General features: G+C 71.3%; 17 protein-coding genes. 7 read left to right on the forward strand and 10 right to left on the reverse strand.

Annotated features, from left to right (window positions below; all coding sequences use genetic code 11):
* Positions 1-82 precede the first annotated feature (82 nt).
* Positions 83-622, reverse strand: coding sequence for an RNA 2'-phosphotransferase (locus AB0D66_RS02825; RefSeq protein WP_362295599.1), 540 nt, complete (start codon positions 620-622; stop codon positions 83-85).
* Positions 623-755: 133 nt separating this feature from the next.
* On the opposite strand from AB0D66_RS02825, the gene AB0D66_RS02830 reads away from it, so the two are divergent.
* Complete coding sequence (locus tag AB0D66_RS02830; protein ID WP_362295602.1) at positions 756-1532, forward strand: aquaporin; 777 nt, start codon at positions 756-758, stop codon at positions 1530-1532.
* A 91-nt stretch (positions 1533-1623) separates the two neighbouring features.
* On the opposite strand, the gene AB0D66_RS02835 is transcribed toward AB0D66_RS02830, so the two are convergent.
* The 4 genes from AB0D66_RS02835 to AB0D66_RS02850 are packed head-to-tail and all read right to left on the reverse strand — an operon-like array spanning position 1624 to position 6080.
* Positions 1624-2544, reverse strand: a complete 921-nt coding sequence (locus AB0D66_RS02835) for a MerR family transcriptional regulator (RefSeq protein WP_362295605.1) — start codon at positions 2542-2544, stop codon at positions 1624-1626.
* A 10-nt stretch (positions 2545-2554) separates the two neighbouring features.
* Positions 2555-3460, reverse strand: a complete 906-nt coding sequence (locus tag AB0D66_RS02840; RefSeq protein ID WP_362295608.1) for a metal-dependent hydrolase — start codon at positions 3458-3460, stop codon at positions 2555-2557.
* Positions 3457-5256, reverse strand: coding sequence for an SDR family oxidoreductase (locus AB0D66_RS02845; protein WP_362295611.1), 1800 nt, complete (start codon positions 5254-5256; stop codon positions 3457-3459). Before AB0D66_RS02845 ends, AB0D66_RS02840 begins: the two co-directional genes overlap by 4 nt.
* Positions 5253-6080 carry a M24 family metallopeptidase gene (locus tag AB0D66_RS02850; RefSeq protein ID WP_362295614.1) on the reverse strand — a complete coding sequence of 276 codons (828 nt, stop codon included), beginning with the start codon at positions 6078-6080 and terminating at the stop codon, positions 5253-5255. The genes AB0D66_RS02845 and AB0D66_RS02850 overlap by 4 nt, the downstream gene beginning before the upstream one ends.
* A 216-nt stretch (positions 6081-6296) precedes the next feature.
* Between AB0D66_RS02850 and AB0D66_RS02855 the strand changes: the two genes are divergently transcribed.
* The 5 genes from AB0D66_RS02855 (at position 6297) to AB0D66_RS02875 (ending at position 10527) form a co-directional block, all read left to right on the forward strand.
* Entirely contained in the window at positions 6297-7286 is a 990-nt protein-coding gene (locus tag AB0D66_RS02855; protein WP_362295617.1) for an ABC transporter ATP-binding protein, read from the forward strand.
* Positions 7276-8163 (forward strand): ABC transporter permease subunit, encoded by an 888-nt coding sequence (locus AB0D66_RS02860; protein ID WP_362295620.1) that lies wholly within the window; start codon positions 7276-7278, stop codon positions 8161-8163. The genes AB0D66_RS02855 and AB0D66_RS02860 overlap by 11 nt, the downstream gene beginning before the upstream one ends.
* Positions 8160-9071 carry an ABC transporter ATP-binding protein gene (locus AB0D66_RS02865; RefSeq protein ID WP_362295623.1) on the forward strand — a complete coding sequence of 304 codons (912 nt, stop codon included), beginning with the start codon at positions 8160-8162 and terminating at the stop codon, positions 9069-9071. Before AB0D66_RS02860 ends, AB0D66_RS02865 begins: the two co-directional genes overlap by 4 nt.
* A 14-nt stretch (positions 9072-9085) precedes the next feature.
* Positions 9086-9805, forward strand: coding sequence for an ABC transporter permease (locus AB0D66_RS02870; protein ID WP_362295626.1), 720 nt, complete (start codon positions 9086-9088; stop codon positions 9803-9805).
* A gap of 77 nt (positions 9806-9882) precedes the next feature.
* Complete coding sequence (locus AB0D66_RS02875; protein ID WP_362295629.1) at positions 9883-10527, forward strand: rhomboid-like protein; 645 nt, start codon at positions 9883-9885, stop codon at positions 10525-10527.
* A gap of 100 nt (positions 10528-10627) precedes the next feature.
* Here the strand turns inward: AB0D66_RS02875 and AB0D66_RS02880 are convergent, their stop codons facing one another.
* Positions 10628-11272: a response regulator transcription factor gene (locus AB0D66_RS02880; protein ID WP_362295632.1), complete on the reverse strand. Its 645-nt coding sequence runs from the start codon at positions 11270-11272 to the stop codon at positions 10628-10630.
* A 10-nt stretch (positions 11273-11282) separates the two neighbouring features.
* Positions 11283-12272 (reverse strand): histidine kinase, encoded by a 990-nt coding sequence (locus AB0D66_RS02885; RefSeq protein ID WP_362295635.1) that lies wholly within the window; start codon positions 12270-12272, stop codon positions 11283-11285.
* Positions 12273-12434: 162 nt separating this feature from the next.
* On the opposite strand from AB0D66_RS02885, the gene AB0D66_RS02890 reads away from it, so the two are divergent.
* Complete coding sequence (locus tag AB0D66_RS02890) at positions 12435-13004, forward strand: hypothetical protein (RefSeq protein ID WP_362295638.1); 570 nt, start codon at positions 12435-12437, stop codon at positions 13002-13004.
* A 137-nt stretch (positions 13005-13141) separates the two neighbouring features.
* Here AB0D66_RS02890 and AB0D66_RS02895 read toward each other — a convergent pair whose 3' ends face one another.
* From AB0D66_RS02895 to pheA, 3 genes are all read right to left on the reverse strand, one after another.
* Positions 13142-13954 (reverse strand): HAD family hydrolase, encoded by an 813-nt coding sequence (locus tag AB0D66_RS02895; RefSeq protein ID WP_362295641.1) that lies wholly within the window; start codon positions 13952-13954, stop codon positions 13142-13144.
* Entirely contained in the window at positions 13951-15228 is a 1278-nt protein-coding gene (serS, locus tag AB0D66_RS02900) for a serine--tRNA ligase (protein WP_362295644.1), read from the reverse strand. The genes AB0D66_RS02895 and serS overlap by 4 nt, the downstream gene beginning before the upstream one ends.
* A gap of 527 nt (positions 15229-15755) precedes the next feature.
* Complete coding sequence (pheA, locus tag AB0D66_RS02905) at positions 15756-16691, reverse strand: prephenate dehydratase (RefSeq protein ID WP_362295647.1); 936 nt, start codon at positions 16689-16691, stop codon at positions 15756-15758.
* Positions 16692-16725 lie beyond the last annotated feature (34 nt).

Genomic DNA, 16725 nt, shown 5'->3' on the forward strand with positions numbered 1-16725 from the left:
GACAATCTCCGCGCGAATTCCCGTCCCGGCGGTCGCGTGCGGGCGCGTCCCGGGACGGGCCCGGGGACGCGTGCGGGGCGCGCTACTGGAAGCGCAGGAACTGCGGCGGTACGGCGTCCACCAGCCACACCCCGTTGGCGCTGATCCGGAAGAGGTGGCCGGCCGCGCGCATCGCCCCCGCGTCCACGCTGAGCACCACGGGCCGGCCGCGCCGCGCGCCGACCCGGGTCGCGGTCTCCCGGTCGGGGGACAGGTGCACGTGGTGGCGGGCCATCGGGCGCAGGCCCTCGGCGCGGATCGCGTCCAGGGCGGTGGCGACGGTGCCGTGGTAGAGGTACGCGGGCGGTTCGGCTTCCGGGAGCCCGAGGTCCACGGCCACCGTGTGGCCCTGGCTGGCCCGGATCCGGGTGCCGTCGACGGCGAACCGCTGCTTGTCGTTGGCGGCCACGACGTGATCGAGCTCGGCGCGGCTGAAGGCGAAACCGTGGGCGGCGGCGGCGCGCAGCAGGTCCTCGATCTCCACCCAGCCGTGGGGGTCGAGCACCAGTCCGATCCGTTCCGGCTGATGCCGCAGGTGTTTCGAGACGTATTTGGACACCTTCACGGTGCGTCTGTCGTCCATGGCCCCAGCGTGCCGGGTCGGGCGCCCCTCCGGCAGGGATTTTCCGGGGCGCCGACGGTATGGACACCCTCTATCGCTATTCCAAGATACGGAATACATTTTCCGCTGCCACTTCTGCCCAGGGGGAGAAACCATGACAGCCCATACCTCTCTGCCACGCCGTGCGGCCGCCGAACTGATCGGCACGGCAGGCCTGCTCGTGGTCGTGATCGGCTCCGGAATCCAGGCGGCTGAGCTCAGCCGCGACACCGGTGTCGCCCTCCTCGCCAACTCGGCCGCGTCCGCCATCGGGCTCGGGCTGATCATCACGCTCTTCGGGCCGCTGTCCGGCGCCCACCTCAACCCGGTGGTCACCCTCACCGCCTGGTGGTCCCGGCGCACCGGCGGGGAGGGGCTCGCCGGCCGGGAGGCCCTGGCCTACGCCGCCGCGCAGACGGCCGGAGCCGTCGGCGGAGCGGTCCTGGCGGAAGCCATGTTCGGCCGGACCCCCGGAGCCTTCGCCACCCAGGTCCGCGACGGAGGCCACCTGCTCATAGGCGAGGTCGTCGCCACCGCCGGGCTCGTCCTCGTCATCCAGGGGCTCGGCCGCATCGGGCGCCCCCGGCTCATTCCGGCCGCAGTCGCCGCGTACATCGCAGCCGCCATCTGGTTCACCTCGTCCGGTTCGTTCGCCAACCCGGCCGGCACCATCGGGCGCAGCTTCAGCGACTCCTTCACCGGCATCGCCCCGCAGTCGCTTCCCGGATTCGTCGCGGCCCAGCTGATCGGCGGGATCCTCGGCCTGGCGCTCGCCGGGCTCCTGTACGGAACCTCCCGGTCCGCGAAGCCGGTGCCCGTGGAGACCCTGGCCGAGCCCGGCCCGGTGGACGGGACGACCCCCACCAAGGCCGCGTACGAGACCATCGGCTGACCGCCCGGCCTGTGTTGCCCACAGGAAAACGGGACTTGTCCACAGCCGTTTGGGCGGGTTTTGACGGCAAACGCGTGATCCGCCCTGTGGACTACTGTCCGGGCTCCGCCCGGCGTGCCAGATCGTTCATCGTCCGGGCCTGGAGCTCCCGCTCCGTCGCGGCCCGGACGAACTCCGCCACGTGATCGGGGCCGACGAGCTCCTGCACCGCACGTACCGTCCCCGCCGGCAGCGCCACCGGAGAGGGACCCGCCGGCTGCGGTGACCCGCCCGCCCCCAGGTGCCGCTGCAGATGCCGGGTCGCGAACAGCCGCATCGCCCGCGCCAGCTCCGCGTCCACGGTCTGCTGCGCCAGCGGCCGCAGCCGGCGCACCATCGTCGCCGCCTCCGCCGCGTCCGTGTCGGTCGGGGGCACCTGCCCGAGGTAGCGGGCGAAGACGTGCTCGGTGGTGAACTCCAGGAACCGCGAGGCGATGTGCTCCACCTGCCCGCGCAGCTCCCGCAGGTGGCCGGTGATCGCGGACAGCGGCACGCCGGCCGCGTACAGCTCGGCGGCCACCGCCAGCTCCTGCGGCGAGGGCACCAGGAACTGGTCCGGGCGCTCCGGGATCCGCTCCAGCACTCCCAGTTCGCAGGCCTCGTCCACCGCCTCGTCGTCCGGCTTGCCGCCGAAGCGCTCGTTCAGCTCCTCCCGGCTGATGCGGGCCGCCTCCTCGTCGGTCCACGGCCCGTGCACCTCGGCGACCAGGCCGAGCACGCCCCCCAGCCCGCGCCCGGCGTCCCAGGCCTCCAACAGCTCCTTGATGGAGGCCAGCGTGTAGCCGCGGTCGAGCAGGTCCGCGATCTGCCGCAGCCGCGCCAGATGCGTGTCCCGGTAGACGTTGGAGCGGCCCCGCCGCTCCGGTTTCGGCAGCAGACCCCGGTCCTGGTACGCGCGGATCGTGCGCACCGTCGCTCCGCTGTGGTGCGCCAGATCCTCGATCCGGTATTCGGCCACCGCCTGATCGGACAATCCCGGCTCCCTACGACATCGCGGCTCTGCCGACCGCACCCGCCGCGGCCCGGGCGGCGGGTGACGCCGCGAGGTACTCGACCGCCCTGCGCAGCGAGCCCTCCTGCGAGGGATGGTACGACCGCCGGAAGTAGCGGGGTATGGCCGTGCCGAGCTCTCTCCACGTGGGCAGCAGGCCCTTGGCCACCGCCCGGTTGTGTCCGCGCAGCGAATAGCGCTGCCGGCCGCCGAGTTCGGGGTCGTTGCGCATGAGGTACGAGGCCCCCCACACCCACAGGTACGCCAGGACGGGCGCGACCACGACCATCCCCTCGACGCGCCGTGCGTAGCGGGGCAGGCCGGCTCCCCCACAGTGCTGGTACATGTCGAAGGCGACCGAGCGGTGCTCCACCTCCTCCGCGCCGTGCCAGCGCAGCAGGTCCAGCATGATCTCGTCCGCACCCGCCCGGTCCAGGCCCTCGGCGCGCAGCACCCAGTCCCCGAGGACCGCGGTGAACTGCTCGATGGCGGCGACCAGCGCGAGCCGGAAGCGCAGCCACTCCCGCGCCGTGATCGGCGCCCCGAACGGCGGGGTCTCCCCCAGCAGCTTCTCGAAGAGGAAGTCCACGTGCCGCGTGTACGCCCCGGTCGCCAGCCGCTGCTCGGCGAGGTGGTCCAGTACGAAGGCGTGCTGCACGCTGTGCGTGGCCTCCTGGCCCATGAAGCCCTTGACGTCCTTGCGCAGCTCGGGGTCGGTGACCAGGGGCAGGCCCTCCTTGAAGACCTTGACGAACCACCGCTCCCCGGCGGGCAGCAGCAGGTGCAGCACGTTGATCACATGGGTGGCGGTGGGCTCGTCGGGTATCCAGTGCAGCGGTGTGGCCTTCCAGTCGAAGGCCACCCGGCGCGGGCTGATCGGATACCGGGCCCCGGTCACAGCCGGGGCTCCAGCCTCGCGATGCGCCGCAGGGTGCGCGGGGCGAAGCGGGACATCCACAGGGCGCCCTTGGACTCGGGAGTCACCGGCACCACGGCCTCGTTGCGCACCACGGCCCGCAGGATCGCGTCGGCGACCTTCTCCGGAGGGAAGTTGCGCAGCCCGTACAGCCGCGAGGAGCGTTCCTGGCGGCGCTTCTCCTCGGCCTCGTCCACCCCGGCGAAGCGCGAGGTGGCGGTGATGTTGGTGTTGACGATGCCGGGGCAGATCGCGGAGACGCCGATCGACTTCGAGGCCAGCTCGGCGCGCAGGCATTCCGACAGCATCAGCACCGCGGCCTTGGAGGTGCTGTAGGCGGGCAGGGTCCTGGAGGGCAGGTAGGCGGCGGCGGAGGCGGTGTTGACGATGTGTCCGCCCTGGCCGCGCTCGGCCATCTGCTTGCCGAAGATCCGGCAGCCGTGGATCACGCCCCACAGGTTGACGTCGAGGACCTTCTTCCAGTCTTCGGCGCTGGTGTCGAGGAAGGCCCCGGACAGGCCGATCCCGGCGTTGTTGACCAGCACGTCCACGATCCCGTACTCCGCGGCCACCTTCGCCGCGAGCTTCTCCATGGCCTGCTCGTCGCTGACGTCCGCGCACTCGCCCCAGGCTTCGGGGGCGCCGACCAGGCGGGCCATGTCCGCGGTGCGCGCCGCGCCCTCGGCGTCCCGGTCCACGGCCACCACCCGCGCTCCGGCCTCGGCGAAGGCGAAGGCGGTGGCCCGGCCGATGCCGCTGGCCGCGCCGGTGACCAGGACCAGCTGGCCGCCGAAGCGGTCGGCGTGCTTCCCCGGCGCCTTCTGCTCCGGGGCCCGGGTGGCGGGCTCCTCCCGGGCCGTGACGAATTCGGTGATCCACGCCGCCAGCTGGTCGGGCCGGGTCCGGGGCACCCAGTGCTTGGCGGGCAGGGTGCGGCGCACCAGGTCCGGGGCCCAGCCCTCCAGGTCGTCGTAGAGCCGCTCGGACAGGAAGGCGTCCCCGGTCGGGGTGATCAGCTGCACGGGCACGTGGGCGTACGCGTCCGGGCGGGGCCGGCGCAGCCGCGGGCGCACGTTGTCGCGGTAGAGCCAGGCGCCGTGCGCCGCGTCCGAGGGCAGCGAGGCCGTCGGGTAGGAGCCGGCCGGCACCTTCTCCACGCGCTCGAGGATCGCCGGCCAGCGCTTGCCGAGCGGCCCGCGCCAGGCGAGCTCCGGCAGTACGGGCGTGTGCAGCATGTACACGTACCAGGACTTGGCGCCCTGACCCAGCAGCTGCGCCGCCCGGCGCGGGGTGGGCCGGGCCATCCGCTTCTTGATCCAGTGACCGAAGTGGTCGAGGGAGGGGCCCGACATCGAGGTGAAGGAGGCGATCCGCCCCTCGGTGCGGGCGACGGTGGCGAACTCCCAGCCCTGGACGGAGCCCCAGTCGTGGCCGACCAGGTGGACCGGCCGGTCCGGGCTGACCGCGTCGGCCACCGCCAGGAAGTCGTCGGTCAGCTTCTCCAGGGTGAACCCCCCGCGCAGCGGCTGCGGCGCGGTCGAGCGCCCGTGGCCGCGTACGTCGTAGAGCACCACGTGGAAGCGCGCGGCCAGCCGCTCGGCGACCTCCGACCAGACTTCCTTGCTGTCCGGGTAGCCGTGGACCAGCACCACCGTGGGCTGTTCGGCGTCGCCGAGTTCGGCCACGCACAGCTCCACCCCGCCGGTGCTCACCCAGCGCTCGCGCGCGCCCGCCGGTCCTGCCGCGCCGGTCCCGTTGCTGCCGTTCATGCCGCTCATGCCGCCTTCTCCTCAGCCCAGCGCCGCACGTGCGGCAGATCGTCGTCCAGCCAGAACGCGCTCTCCTCGGGGTCCCGGGAGTCGGTGACGACCAGGATCTCCTCGAACTTCGCACCGGTGCCCCGGAAGCCCAGATGCGGCTCCACCGCCCACAGGCCGGGCTGCGGCGCGTGATCGGAGAAGTGGTACGGGCTCCACAGCGGGGACCATCCCTCACGGTGCCCGTGCAGGGCGTCGGAGGCCAGCCCCTTGAGGGACTGGGTGCCGAAACCGAACGCGGTCGGGGACCAGCGCCTCTCCTTGACCCGGTCGATCTTGTGCGCGATCACGCCGAAGGGGTAGGCCCGGTGCCGGTTGGCGTACCCCTGCCGGGTCATCAGCCGCTCGACGTTCTCGTAGATCTCGCGCAGGGAGCGGCGCTCCCGGACCTGTTGCAGGATCAGGGTGCGGTGCACCTGCAGATCCGACATGAGCCGGTCCTGCACCGGGTTGAGGCCGAGGCTGCCCGAGTATCCGATGTCCGCCGCGTATCCCCTGTAGACCGGGGCCATGTCGAGGATGAAGGGCATCCCCGGCTCCAGCTTCCGGTTCGTCGGGAAGAACTGCAGCGGGATCTTGAAGTCCGCGAAGGCGGTGCGGTCGCCGAACCAGGCGAAGGGCAGGTGGAACCAGTCGCGCACGCCGCGCTCGCGCAGCCACTCCCGCTGCATCCGCGCCGCCTCGCGCTCGGTCATTCCGGGGCGCAGCTGTGCGGCGACGGACTCCGCGCACTCGTAGGAGAGGCGCTGCACTTCCCTGAACCCGCGAAAATCGTCCCCTGCCATGATCAGCACCCGTCTCGGTCGCCGTACGTGCCCGTAAGTTGACACTGATGAATGTGACAATGACCGGAGATCACGTCAAGGGTCGTGCACAGACCTGTGGACAAAGTTGTCCGGTCCACATCAGCCTCCAGTACGGGCATGTACGCCTGAAGGCTGAGACGGGATCCAGCTCAAGGTCTGACGATTCGCGCGGGCTGCGCCACTAACGTCGGAGCCGTGACTGTCATCGCGACCGAAAGCCTGAGCAAGCGGTACCCCCGAGTGACCGCCCTCGACCGGCTCTCCCTGGACATCGGGCCTGGTGTGACCGGGCTCGTGGGTGCCAACGGAGCCGGCAAGTCCACGCTGATCAAGATCCTGCTGGGACTGTCCCCCGCCACCGAGGGCAGCGCCGCCGTGCTCGGCCTCGACGTCACCACGCATGGCAGTGCCATCCGTGAACGCGTCGGCTACATGCCCGAGCACGACTGCCTGCCACCCGACGTCTCGGCCACCGAGTTCGTCGTCCACATGGCCCGCATGTCCGGGCTCCCGCCCACCGCGGCGCGGGAACGCACCGCCGACACCCTGCGTCACGTGGGGCTCTACGAGGAGCGCTACCGCCCCATCGGCGGCTACTCCACGGGTATGAAGCAGCGCGTCAAACTGGCCCAGGCGCTCGTCCACGACCCCCAGCTCGTCCTCCTCGACGAGCCCACCAACGGTCTCGACCCGGTCGGCCGCGACGAGATGCTCGGCCTGATCCGCCGCGTCTACACCGACTTCGGCATCTCCGTCCTGGTCACCTCCCACCTCCTGGGCGAGCTGGAGCGGACCTGCGACCACGTCGTGGTCGTCGACGGCGGCAAGCTGCTTCGCTCCAGCTCCACCAGCGACTTCACCCAGATCACCACGACCCTCGCGGTCGAGGTGACCGACTCCGACGCGCACCCCGACGGCACGGCCGCCCTGCGCAAGGCGCTCACCGAGGCGGGCATCGTCCTGCACGCGGGCGAGGAGCAGGGCCTGCCCGGTGCCGGCCACATCCTCCTGCTGGAGGCCACGGGCGAGGAGACGTACGACCTGGTCCGCGACACCGTCGCCGACCTCGGCATCGGCCTGGTCCGCATGGAGCAGCGCCGCCACCACATCGCGGAGGTCTTCCGCGAGAACGAACAGCCCGCGCGGTCCATCCACCAGAAGGGAGCCGGTTCCGATGGCGCCTGACACCTCGACCCAGATCCACAACATCGGCTACCGGTCCTATGACGGCCCGCGGCTCGGCCGCGGCTACGCCCGCAAGTCGCTGTTCTCGCAGTCCCTGCGCGGCGCCTACGGACTCGGCCGGTCCGCCAAGTCCAAGGTCCTGCCGATGATCCTCTTCGCGGTGATGTGCGTTCCCGCGCTGATCCTCGTCGCGGTGGCCATCAACATCCCCGGCTCCACCGACCTGCCGATCAAGTACACGACGTACGCCCTGACCACCCAGGTGATCATCGGTCTCTACCTGGCCTCCCAGGCACCCCAGTCGGTCTCCCGGGACCTGCGCTTCAAGACCGTTCCGCTCTACTTCTCGCGGCCCATCGAGCGGGTCGACTACGTGGTGGGCAAGTTCGCGGCCATGGCCTCGGCCCTGTTCATCCTCACCGCCACCCCACTGCTGATCATGTGGATCGGCTCGCTGCTGGCGAAGTTCGACTTCGCCGACCAGACCAAGGGATTCGGGCAGGGACTGGTGTCGGTACTGCTGCTGTCGCTGCTCTTCGCCGGCCTCGGCCTCGTCATGGCCGCGCTCACCCCCCGCCGCGGGTTCGGCGTCGCGGCGATCATCGCCGTGCTCCTGATCCCGTACGGCGCGGTGACCGCCGTCCAGGGGATCGCCTACAGCACCGGGAACACCGGAGCCATCGAGTGGATGGGCCTGTTCTCCCCGATCACCCTGATCGACGGGGTGCAGACGGCCTTCCTCGGCGCGACCACCGCCTTCCCCGGTGGCGACGGCCCCTCGGCCGGCACCGGCGTCGTCTACCTGCTCGTCGTCCTCGGCCTCATCGCCGGCTCCTACGCCGCCCTGATGGCCCGCTACCGGAAGGCCGGGCTGTGACCATCATCGACATCGACCACACCTCCCGCTGGTTCGGGAACGTCGTCGCCGTCAACGACGTGACCATGCGCATCGGTCCCGGCGTCACCGGCCTCCTCGGCCCCAACGGCGCGGGCAAGTCCACCCTCATCAACATGATGGGCGGCTTCCTGGCCCCCTCCACGGGCACCGTCACCCTCGACGGCACGCAGATCTGGCGCAACGAACAGGTCTACAAGCAGATCGGCGTCGTGCCCGAGCGCGAGGCCATGTACGACTTCCTCACCGGCCGCGAGTTCGTCATCGCCAATGCCGAACTGCACGGGCTCGGCGACGCCGACGCCCAGCGGGCGCTGGCCACGGTGGAGATGGAGTACGCCCAGGACCGCAAGATCTCCACGTACTCCAAGGGCATGCGCCAGCGCGTGAAGATGGCCTCCGCCCTGGTCCACGACCCCTCCGTGCTGCTCCTCGACGAGCCGTTCAACGGCATGGACCCGCGCCAGCGCATGCAGCTGATGGACCTGCTGCGGCGGATGGGCGACGACGGGCGCACCGTCCTGTTCTCCTCCCACATCCTGGAGGAGGTCGAGCAGCTGGCCTCCCACATCGAGGTGGTCGTCGCCGGCCGGCACGCCGCCTCCGGCGACTTCCGCAAGATCCGCCGCCTGATGACGGACCGCCCGCACCGCTACCTCGTCCGCTCCTCCGACGACCGGGCCCTCGCCGCGGCCCTGATCGCCGACCCGTCCACGGCCGGTATCGAGGTCGACCTGAAGGAAGGCGCCCTGCGCATCCAGGCCGTCGACTTCGGGCGCTTCACCGAGCTGCTGCCGTGGGTCGCCCGCGCGCACGGCATCCGGCTGCTGACGGTCTCGCCTTCCGACGAGTCCCTCGAGTCGGTCTTCTCCTACCTCGTCGCGGCCTGAAGGAGCTGGCACCCATGTACGACCCCACCGTTGCCCGGCTCACCTACCGGGCCCTGCTCGGCCGCCGCCGTGCGCTGATCCTCTTCCTGCTGCCCGCCCTGCTGATCCTGATCGCGATCGCCGTCCGCGCCCTCACGGGGGTGGACGACAAGGTCGCCGCCGACCTGCTCGGCGGTTTCGCCCTCGCGACGATGGTCCCGCTCATCGGTGTCATCGCCGGCACGGGCGCCATCGGCCCCGAGATCGACGACGGATCGATCGTCTACCTGCTCTCCAAGCCGGTGAAGCGGCCGACGATCATCATGACCAAGCTGATCGTGGCGATCGCCGTCACCATGGCCTTCTCCGCGATCCCCACCCTGATCGCCGGATTCATCCTCAACGGCAACGGGCAGCAGATCGCCGTCGCCTACACCATCGCCGCCCTGGTGGCCTCGATCGCCTACAGCGCGCTGTTCCTGCTCCTGGGCACCGTCAGCCGGCACGCGGTCGTCTTCGGCCTGGTCTACGCCCTGATCTGGGAGTCGCTCTTCGGCAGCCTGGTCTCCGGCGCCAAGACCCTCAGCGTGCAGCAGTGGGCCCTGTCCCTGGCCGAGAAGGTCGCGGGCGAGGGGTACGTCGACGCCACCGTCGGCCTGCCCACCGCCGCGGTCCTGCTCGTCGCGGTCACCGTCGGCGCCACCGTCTACGCGGGGCAGAAGCTGCGCCGCCTCACCCTGGCCGGCGAGGAGTAGGCCCCACCCGCCCGAAGCTGTGCCCCGCCCGGCCCACCGGCCAGGCGGGGCACAGCTTTGCGCGTCATCATCGGGGCATGATCGAGCGCACCGAGCCCGAGCGGTCCAGGCCCTTGTGGTCCTGGATACGCTCCTCGCCCGGAACGCACATCTGGCTCTTGATCATCGCGATCACCAGCATCATCGTGGTGATCGCCCCCGACCGGGTCGAGCACATCCTGCTCCACCGCAACAGCAGCAACATCCACCAGCTGGTCGAACACCCCGTCCGGGCCCTCCTGAGCAGTGCCTTCTGGATCGAGAACCCGGCCTCGCTCGCCCTGTACGCGGTGCTCTTCGAGCTGTTCCAGGCCCCCGTCGAACGCTGGCTCGGCACCTTGCGCTGGCTGGTGATCGTCGCGACCGCCCACATCGTCGCCACGCTGGTCAGCCAGAAGGTCCTCCTGATGGCCATCGAGGCCCACCGCGCCCCGCGCAGCATGACCCACGTCGTGGACATCGGCGTCAGCTACGGAATCGCGGCCGCCGTCGGGGTCCTCACCTACCGGCTCCCCAGTCCCTGGCGCTGGCTCTACCTGGCGGGCGCCGTCGCCTTCTTCGGGCTCCCCCTCCTCACCGGCGGCACCTTCACCGACCTCGGCCACGCCATCGCGCTCTCGGTCGGCCTGCTCGCCTGGCCACTCACCCGCCAGGCTGTCTCAAGGGGCGGCTCCCGGCGGTAGCAGGGGAGGAACGAGGCCCTGTTTCACGTGAAACATGGGAGGACCGCGACCCTGTTTCACGTGAACGGGGGAGCGCCACCCTGTTTCACGTGAAACGTGACTAACCAGCCTCCGCTTTCGCCACGCCGTGCTCCCACGCCCACGCGGCGATCCCCACCCGGTTGCGGGCCCCGAGCTTCGCCTGGACGTTCGCGATATGGGTCTTCGCCGTCCCCGCGGTGATGAAAAGCTCCGCCCCGATCTCGGCATTGGTCAGCCCGCGCGCCACCAGCCGTACGATCTCGACCTCCCGCTCGGTGAGCGGATGCGCCGGCGCGGCGGCGACCGGCCCCGCCTGGGTCAGCGTGCTGAGCAGCCGCACCGTGATCTGCGGGCTGATCAGCGTGTCCCCGGCCATCGCGGCGCGCACCCCCTCGATCAGCAGGGCGGGTCCGGACCGCTTCAGGAGGAACCCGCACGCCCCGTTGCGCAGCGCGGTGTGGACGTACTCGTCCAGGTCGAACGTGGTGACCACCACCACGCGGGTCCGCGGGGCCAGCAGCCGGGTCACCTCCAGCCCGTCCAGCCGCGGCATCCGGATGTCCGCGAGCACCACATCGGGCCGCAGCTCCCGGGCCAGCGCCACCGCGCTCTCCCCGTCGGCCGCTTCTCCCACGACGGTCATGTCCGGCTGTGAGTCGAGGATCAGCCGGAAGCCGCTGCGGATGTCCTCTTGGTCGTCGGCTATCAGAATCCGTGTGGTCACTCCGCCATGATCACCCGACGGGGTCCCTCTGCGCGGGGAAGACCGCACAAACGCGCCAGCCCCCGTCCGGGCCGGCCCCGGCCCGCAGGGTTCCGCCCGCGGCTTCCACCCGCCCGCGCAGCCCGGCCAGGCCCGTTCCGCCCTGCCGCAGCCGGCCGAGCAGCCCGCCGGTGCTCCGGGGCGCGGCGGAGTTGACCACGCTGAGCTCCATGCCCGCCCCCGCGCGGCGCACGGAGACCCGCACCACGGCGGCGCCGGGCGCGTGCCGGCGCACGTTCGTCAGGGCCTCGACGGCCACCCGGTAGGCCGTGGTGTCCGCCTCCCGGCTCAGCCCCGCCAGCGCCGCGGGATCGGCCTCCAACTCGCCACCCTCGAACCGCTCCACCAGTTCCGCCAGGGCGGCCAGGCCCGGCAGCGGAGCGGTCGGCCCGCCCGCCGCCTCATGCAGCGCGTGCACGGTGCGGTCCATGGAATCCAGCGCGCTCAGTCCCGCGGCCTCGATCCGCTCCAGCGCCCGGACCGCCTGCCCGGGGTCCTGCGCGGCGACGAACCGCGCCGCTTGGGCCTGCACCACGATCGCGCTCACGTCGTGCGCCACGAAGTCGTGCAGATCCCGGGCCAGTTCCAGCTGCTGGTCGCGCCGCGCGTCCCGTACGGCCCGCCGCACCCGGCCCGCCTGGCGGCGCAGGTAGCCGCCGGCGGCCAGGGCCCCGAGGGCCGGCAGGGCCCAGAACGCCGCCGCCCCGCAGACCTCCAGCCACGATCCCTCCGCCCACACCAGCGGGACCGGCCACAGGGCCACCGCCGCCACGCCCAGAGCGGTCGCGAGGCTCCCGGACCGCGCCGGGGACCAGCGGGCCACCAGGGCCAGCAGAGGCAGCAGCACGCCCATTCCCGCCAGCGTCCAGCTGGGGGGCACGAGCAGGGCCGAAGCGGTCAAGGACACCAGGGCCGCCCCGGTCAGGGCGGGGGCGTACCACGCGCTCGGTTTCAGGGTCACGCCCCGACCCTACGAGCCCCTGAGCGGCCCGGCCATCTGCCGTTCGGCAGATCCCGGCCGGGTCCCGCGCCGCCCGGGCCCGCTGATCGGCGGATGGTTCCGCGGCGCCCGCCCGACCAGGCTTGGGGCATCACCCACCGCCCCCTGCAAAGGACTTGGACGATGACCACGCTCACCGCTGCTCCCGCTCCCGCGACCGCACCGGCCGATCGGGCCGCCGCTCCCGCCGGCCCCGTCGTCAGCCGCCCGATCCGGTGGGCCGCCCACGCGGCCGCCCTCACCCTCCTCCCCAGCGGCCTGTGGAGGATCGCCATCGCGGTCGGCATCCCCGTCGGCTGGGGGGCCGGCAGCGGACTGGAGGCCGACCTCTTCCCCGGCAGGTGGTCCTTCTACCTGCTGGCCCTCAGCCTCTTCGCCGAAAGCCTGGGCCTGCTCACCCTCGGCCTCGTACAACGCTGGGGCGAGGTGGTGCCGAGCTGGATCCCCTGGCTGCGCGGCCGCCGGATACCTCCCCTCGCGGCCGTCGTGCCCGCCGCCCTCGGGGCCACCGCGGTCACCCTGATCACCGTCGCGTCCGCTTTCAACTGGAGCACCAACATGGCTGCGCCGGGCGCGCCCACCGGAGCGGGCTGGTGGCTCATGACCCTCTGCTACGCACCGCTGGTGCTGTGGGGCCCGCTGCTCGCGGTCGTGACCGCCGCCTACTGGCGACGCCGCCGGATCCACGGCTGACGTACGGAAATTCGCTGGTAAGGGGCCTTCGGCAGAGGCAGAGTGAGTCGTGCGGGGAGCAACAAAAGGTCCGGGGCAGCCACTTCGAGCGCGCCGTCTGGCGCGGGCTGCCCCGGACCTCTCGTGAGCCGTGCGGGCTATGCGGCGCCCAGCAGACGTTCCAGGACCACGGCGATGCCGTCCTCGTCGTTGGAGGTCGTCACCTCGTCGGCCACCGCCTTGAGCTCCGCGTGCGCGTTGGCCATGGCCACCCCGTGCGCCGCCCAGCCGAACATGGGGATGTCGTTGGGCATGTCGCCGAAGGCGATCGTCTCCGCCGCCTTCACCCCGAGCCGGCGCGCGGCCAGGGAGAGGCCCGTCGCCTTGGTCAGGCCCAGGGGCAGGATCTCCACGATCCCGGGACCGGCCATCACGATGTCGACCAGGCTGCCCACCGTCTCCCGGGCGACCTTGACGAGCGCGTCGTCGTCCAGACCGGGGTGCTGGATGTACAGCTTGTTCAGCGGGGCCGTCCACACCGCGGCGGTGTCCTCCAGGTACAGGGCCGGCAGGCCCTCCTGCACCTGGTAGCCGGGCCCGAACAGGACCTCGCCGTCCACCCCGTCCCGACTGGCCGCCAGGGCCAGCGGACCGATCTCGGCCTCGAGCTTCGCCAGCGCGAGCCCGGCGAGCTGCCGGTCCAGGGTCACCGACGTCAGCAGCCGGTGCGCGCCCGCGTCGTAGACCTGCGCCCCCTGCCCGCACACGGCGATGCCCTTGTAGCCGAGATCGTCCAGGACGTGCCGGGTCCAGGGGACGGCACGGCCGGTGACGACGATGTGCGCCGCGCCCGCCGCGGTGGCCGCGACGAGCGCTTCACGGGTGCGTTCCGAGACGGTGTCGTCGCCACGCAGCAGCGTGCCGTCGAGGTCGGTCGCGACGAGCTTGTACGGGAACGGGACCGGGCTCACTTGGTGATCGGCTCCAGGACCTCGCGGCCGCCGAGGTACGGACGGAGCGCCTGGGGCACGTACACCGAACCGTCGGCCTGCTGGTGATTCTCCAGGATCGCCACGATCGTGCGCGGTACGGCGCACAGCGTGCCGTTCAGCGTGGACAGCGGCTGGGTCTTCTTGCCGTCGCGGTACCGGATCGACAGGCGGCGGGCCTGGAAGCCGTCGCAGTTCGAGGCGGAGGTCAGCTCGCGGTACTTGCCCTGGGTCGGGATCCACGCCTCGCAGTCGAACTTGCGCGAGGCGGAGGCGCCCAGGTCACCGGTGGCGACGTCGATCACCTGGAACGGCAGCTCGAGGCTGGTCAGCCACTGCTTCTCCCATTCGAGGAGGCGCTGGTGCTCGGCCTCGGCCTCCTCCGGCGCGACGTACGAGAACATCTCGACCTTGTCGAACTGGTGGACGCGGAAGATGCCCCGGGTGTCCTTGCCGTAGGTGCCGGCCTCGCGGCGGAAGCACGGCGAGAAGCCGGCGTAGCGCAGCGGCAGCTTGTCGGCGTCGATGATCTCGTCCATGTGGTACGCGGCGAGCGGGACCTCGGAGGTGCCGACCAGGTAGTAGTCGTCCTTCTCCAGGTGGTACACGTTCTCCGCGGCCTGGCCGAGGAATCCGGTGCCCTCCATGGCGCGCGGACGGACCAGCGCCGGGGTGAGCATCGGGATGAAGCCGGCCGCGGTGGCCTGGGCGATGGCCGCGTTGACCAGCGCCAGCTCGAGCAGCGCGCCCACACCGGTCAGGTAGTAGAAGCGCGAGCCCGACACCTTGGCGCCGCGCTCGACGTCGATGGCGCCCAGCGATTCACCGAGCTCCAGGTGGTCCTTGGGCTCGAAGCCCTCGGCGCCGAAGTCGCGGATGGTGCCGTGCGTCTCCAGGACGGTGAAGTCCTCCTCGCCGCCGACCGGGACGTCCTCGTGGACGATGTTGCCGAGCTGGAGCAGGAGCCCCTTGGCGGCTTCGTCCGCCTCGTTCTGCTCGCTCTCGGCCGCCTTGACGTCCTGCTTGAGCTGCTCGGCCTTCTTCAGGAGCTCGGCCCGCTCCTCCGCGGAGGCCTTCGGGATGAGCTTGCCGAGCGTCTTCTGCTCGTTGCGCAGTTCATCGAAGCGCATGCCGGAGGACCTGCGGCGCTCGTCGGCGGAGAGCAGTGCGTCGACGAGTTCGACGTCCTCTCCACGGGCGCGCTGCGAGGCGCGGACACGGTCAGGGTCTTCACGGAGCAGCCGGAGGTCAATCACCCCACCAGGCTACCGGGCTGGGGTTCCTGGGATCACACCGATATCACGCTGCGTGTCGCTATGTCCTAATTGCCGCGAATGCATAAGTCTTGGCTGCTGGCTGGAAGCGATCCTTCTCGGGCGGTCAATAAAACCGGGCCCATTCCCTGAAAAGGGGCACATCGCCGACCGGTGCGCGGTGCCTGAGCAGGGCCGGAAGCGGTTCCTTGTCCACAGGAATTACCCGGCGGCGGATCTTATCCACAGGCTGTGTGCCACATCTGTGGACACGCGAATAGATCATTAGCAACCGGTGGCCGGTCGGGCCCGATCAGGGTTCAAACCACCCTCACACACTCATTCGGGTGGGAATGACTCGCCCCAAAGAGTTGATCTGCGATACGGGGGTGACGCCGTTCACCTTCCGCTCTCCAGCGCGAAACCTGCGCCCTGAGACCGATTTGTCGACCTTGTCGTGCCGCTCTGTCGACTTGTCCCCAGGTCCCCATCTCGGCCTGTGGATAACTCTGTGGACAGTGGACGAAGCCTCAGGCCCGGCCGTCGAGGCAGCGCGTCAGCCAGTCGGCGGCGGCCGTGAAATCGCCATCGGAGGTGCCGGGCCGCGGCGCCCGGACGTCACCCTGCGCGACACCCGCACGCGGATAGGACCCGAGGAAGCGGACCTGGGGGCAGGTGCGCTTGAGGCCCATGAGGGCCTCGCTGACACGACGGTCGGAGATGTGGCCCTCGGCGTCGACCGCGAAGCAGTAGTTGCCGATGCCCTCACCCGTGGGCCGGGACTGGATCAGCATCAGGTTCACCCCGCGCACGGCGAACTCCTGGAGGAGCTCCAGCAGCGCACCGGGGTGGTCGTCGCCGAGCCACAGCACGACCGAGGTCTTGTCGGCGCCGGTCGGAGCGGCGGGCCGGGCGGGACGGCCGACGAGCACGAACCGGGTCTCGGCGTTCTCGGCGTCATGGATCTCGGTGACCAGCGGGACGAGCCCGTAGGTGGCGGCGGCGAACTCGCCGGCGAAGGCCGCGTCGAAGCGGCCCTCCTGGACCAGCCGGGCGCCGTCGGCGTTCGAGGCGGCCGACTCCCACACCGCCTCGGGCAGGTTCGCCCGCAGCCAGTTGCGGACCTGCGGCTGGGCCACCGGGTGGCCGGTGACCGTCTTGACGTCCGACAGGGAGGTACCGGGGCGCACCAGCAGCGCGAAGGCGATGGGCAGCAGCACCTCCCGGTAGATCATCAGCGGTTCGCCGGAGGCCAGCTCGTCGAGGGTGGCGGTGACCCCGCCCTCCACCGAGTTCTCGATCGGCACCAGGGCGGCGGCGGCCTCGCCGTTGCGCACGGCGTCCAGGGCGGCCGGGACCGACACCATCGGGACGAGCTCCCGGGTGGCTGCTTCCGGCAGTGTGCGCAGGGCTGCTTCGGTGAAAGTGCCCTCGGGTCCGAGATACGTGAAGCGGGTGGCCGACATGCGGTCAGCCTAATGCCGGGGTGCTGCCCGCCGG

Origin of the sequence: Streptomyces sp. NPDC048270 (assembly GCF_040652335.1) — a bacterium.
Taxonomy (GTDB): Bacteria; Actinomycetota; Actinomycetes; order Streptomycetales; family Streptomycetaceae; genus Streptomyces.

What these genes read in the sequence shown, in the direction of transcription:
- AB0D66_RS02890 (WP_362295638.1), top strand. Translation starts at nt 12,435, where the DNA reads ATGACCACGCTCACCGCTGCTCCCGCTCCCGCGACCGCACCGGCCGAT.
- AB0D66_RS02845 (WP_362295611.1), bottom strand. Translation starts at nt 5,256, where the DNA reads ATGAGCGGCATGAACGGCAGCAACGGGACCGGCGCGGCAGGACCGGCG.
- AB0D66_RS02870 (WP_362295626.1), top strand. Translation starts at nt 9,086, where the DNA reads ATGTACGACCCCACCGTTGCCCGGCTCACCTACCGGGCCCTGCTCGGC.
- AB0D66_RS02825 (WP_362295599.1), bottom strand. Translation starts at nt 622, where the DNA reads ATGGACGACAGACGCACCGTGAAGGTGTCCAAATACGTCTCGAAACAC.
- pheA (WP_362295647.1), bottom strand. Translation starts at nt 16,691, where the DNA reads ATGTCGGCCACCCGCTTCACGTATCTCGGACCCGAGGGCACTTTCACC.
- AB0D66_RS02830 (WP_362295602.1), top strand. Translation starts at nt 756, where the DNA reads ATGACAGCCCATACCTCTCTGCCACGCCGTGCGGCCGCCGAACTGATC.
- AB0D66_RS02850 (WP_362295614.1), bottom strand. Translation starts at nt 6,080, where the DNA reads ATGGCAGGGGACGATTTTCGCGGGTTCAGGGAAGTGCAGCGCCTCTCC.
- AB0D66_RS02860 (WP_362295620.1), top strand. Translation starts at nt 7,276, where the DNA reads ATGGCGCCTGACACCTCGACCCAGATCCACAACATCGGCTACCGGTCC.
- AB0D66_RS02875 (WP_362295629.1), top strand. Translation starts at nt 9,883, where the DNA reads ATGATCGAGCGCACCGAGCCCGAGCGGTCCAGGCCCTTGTGGTCCTGG.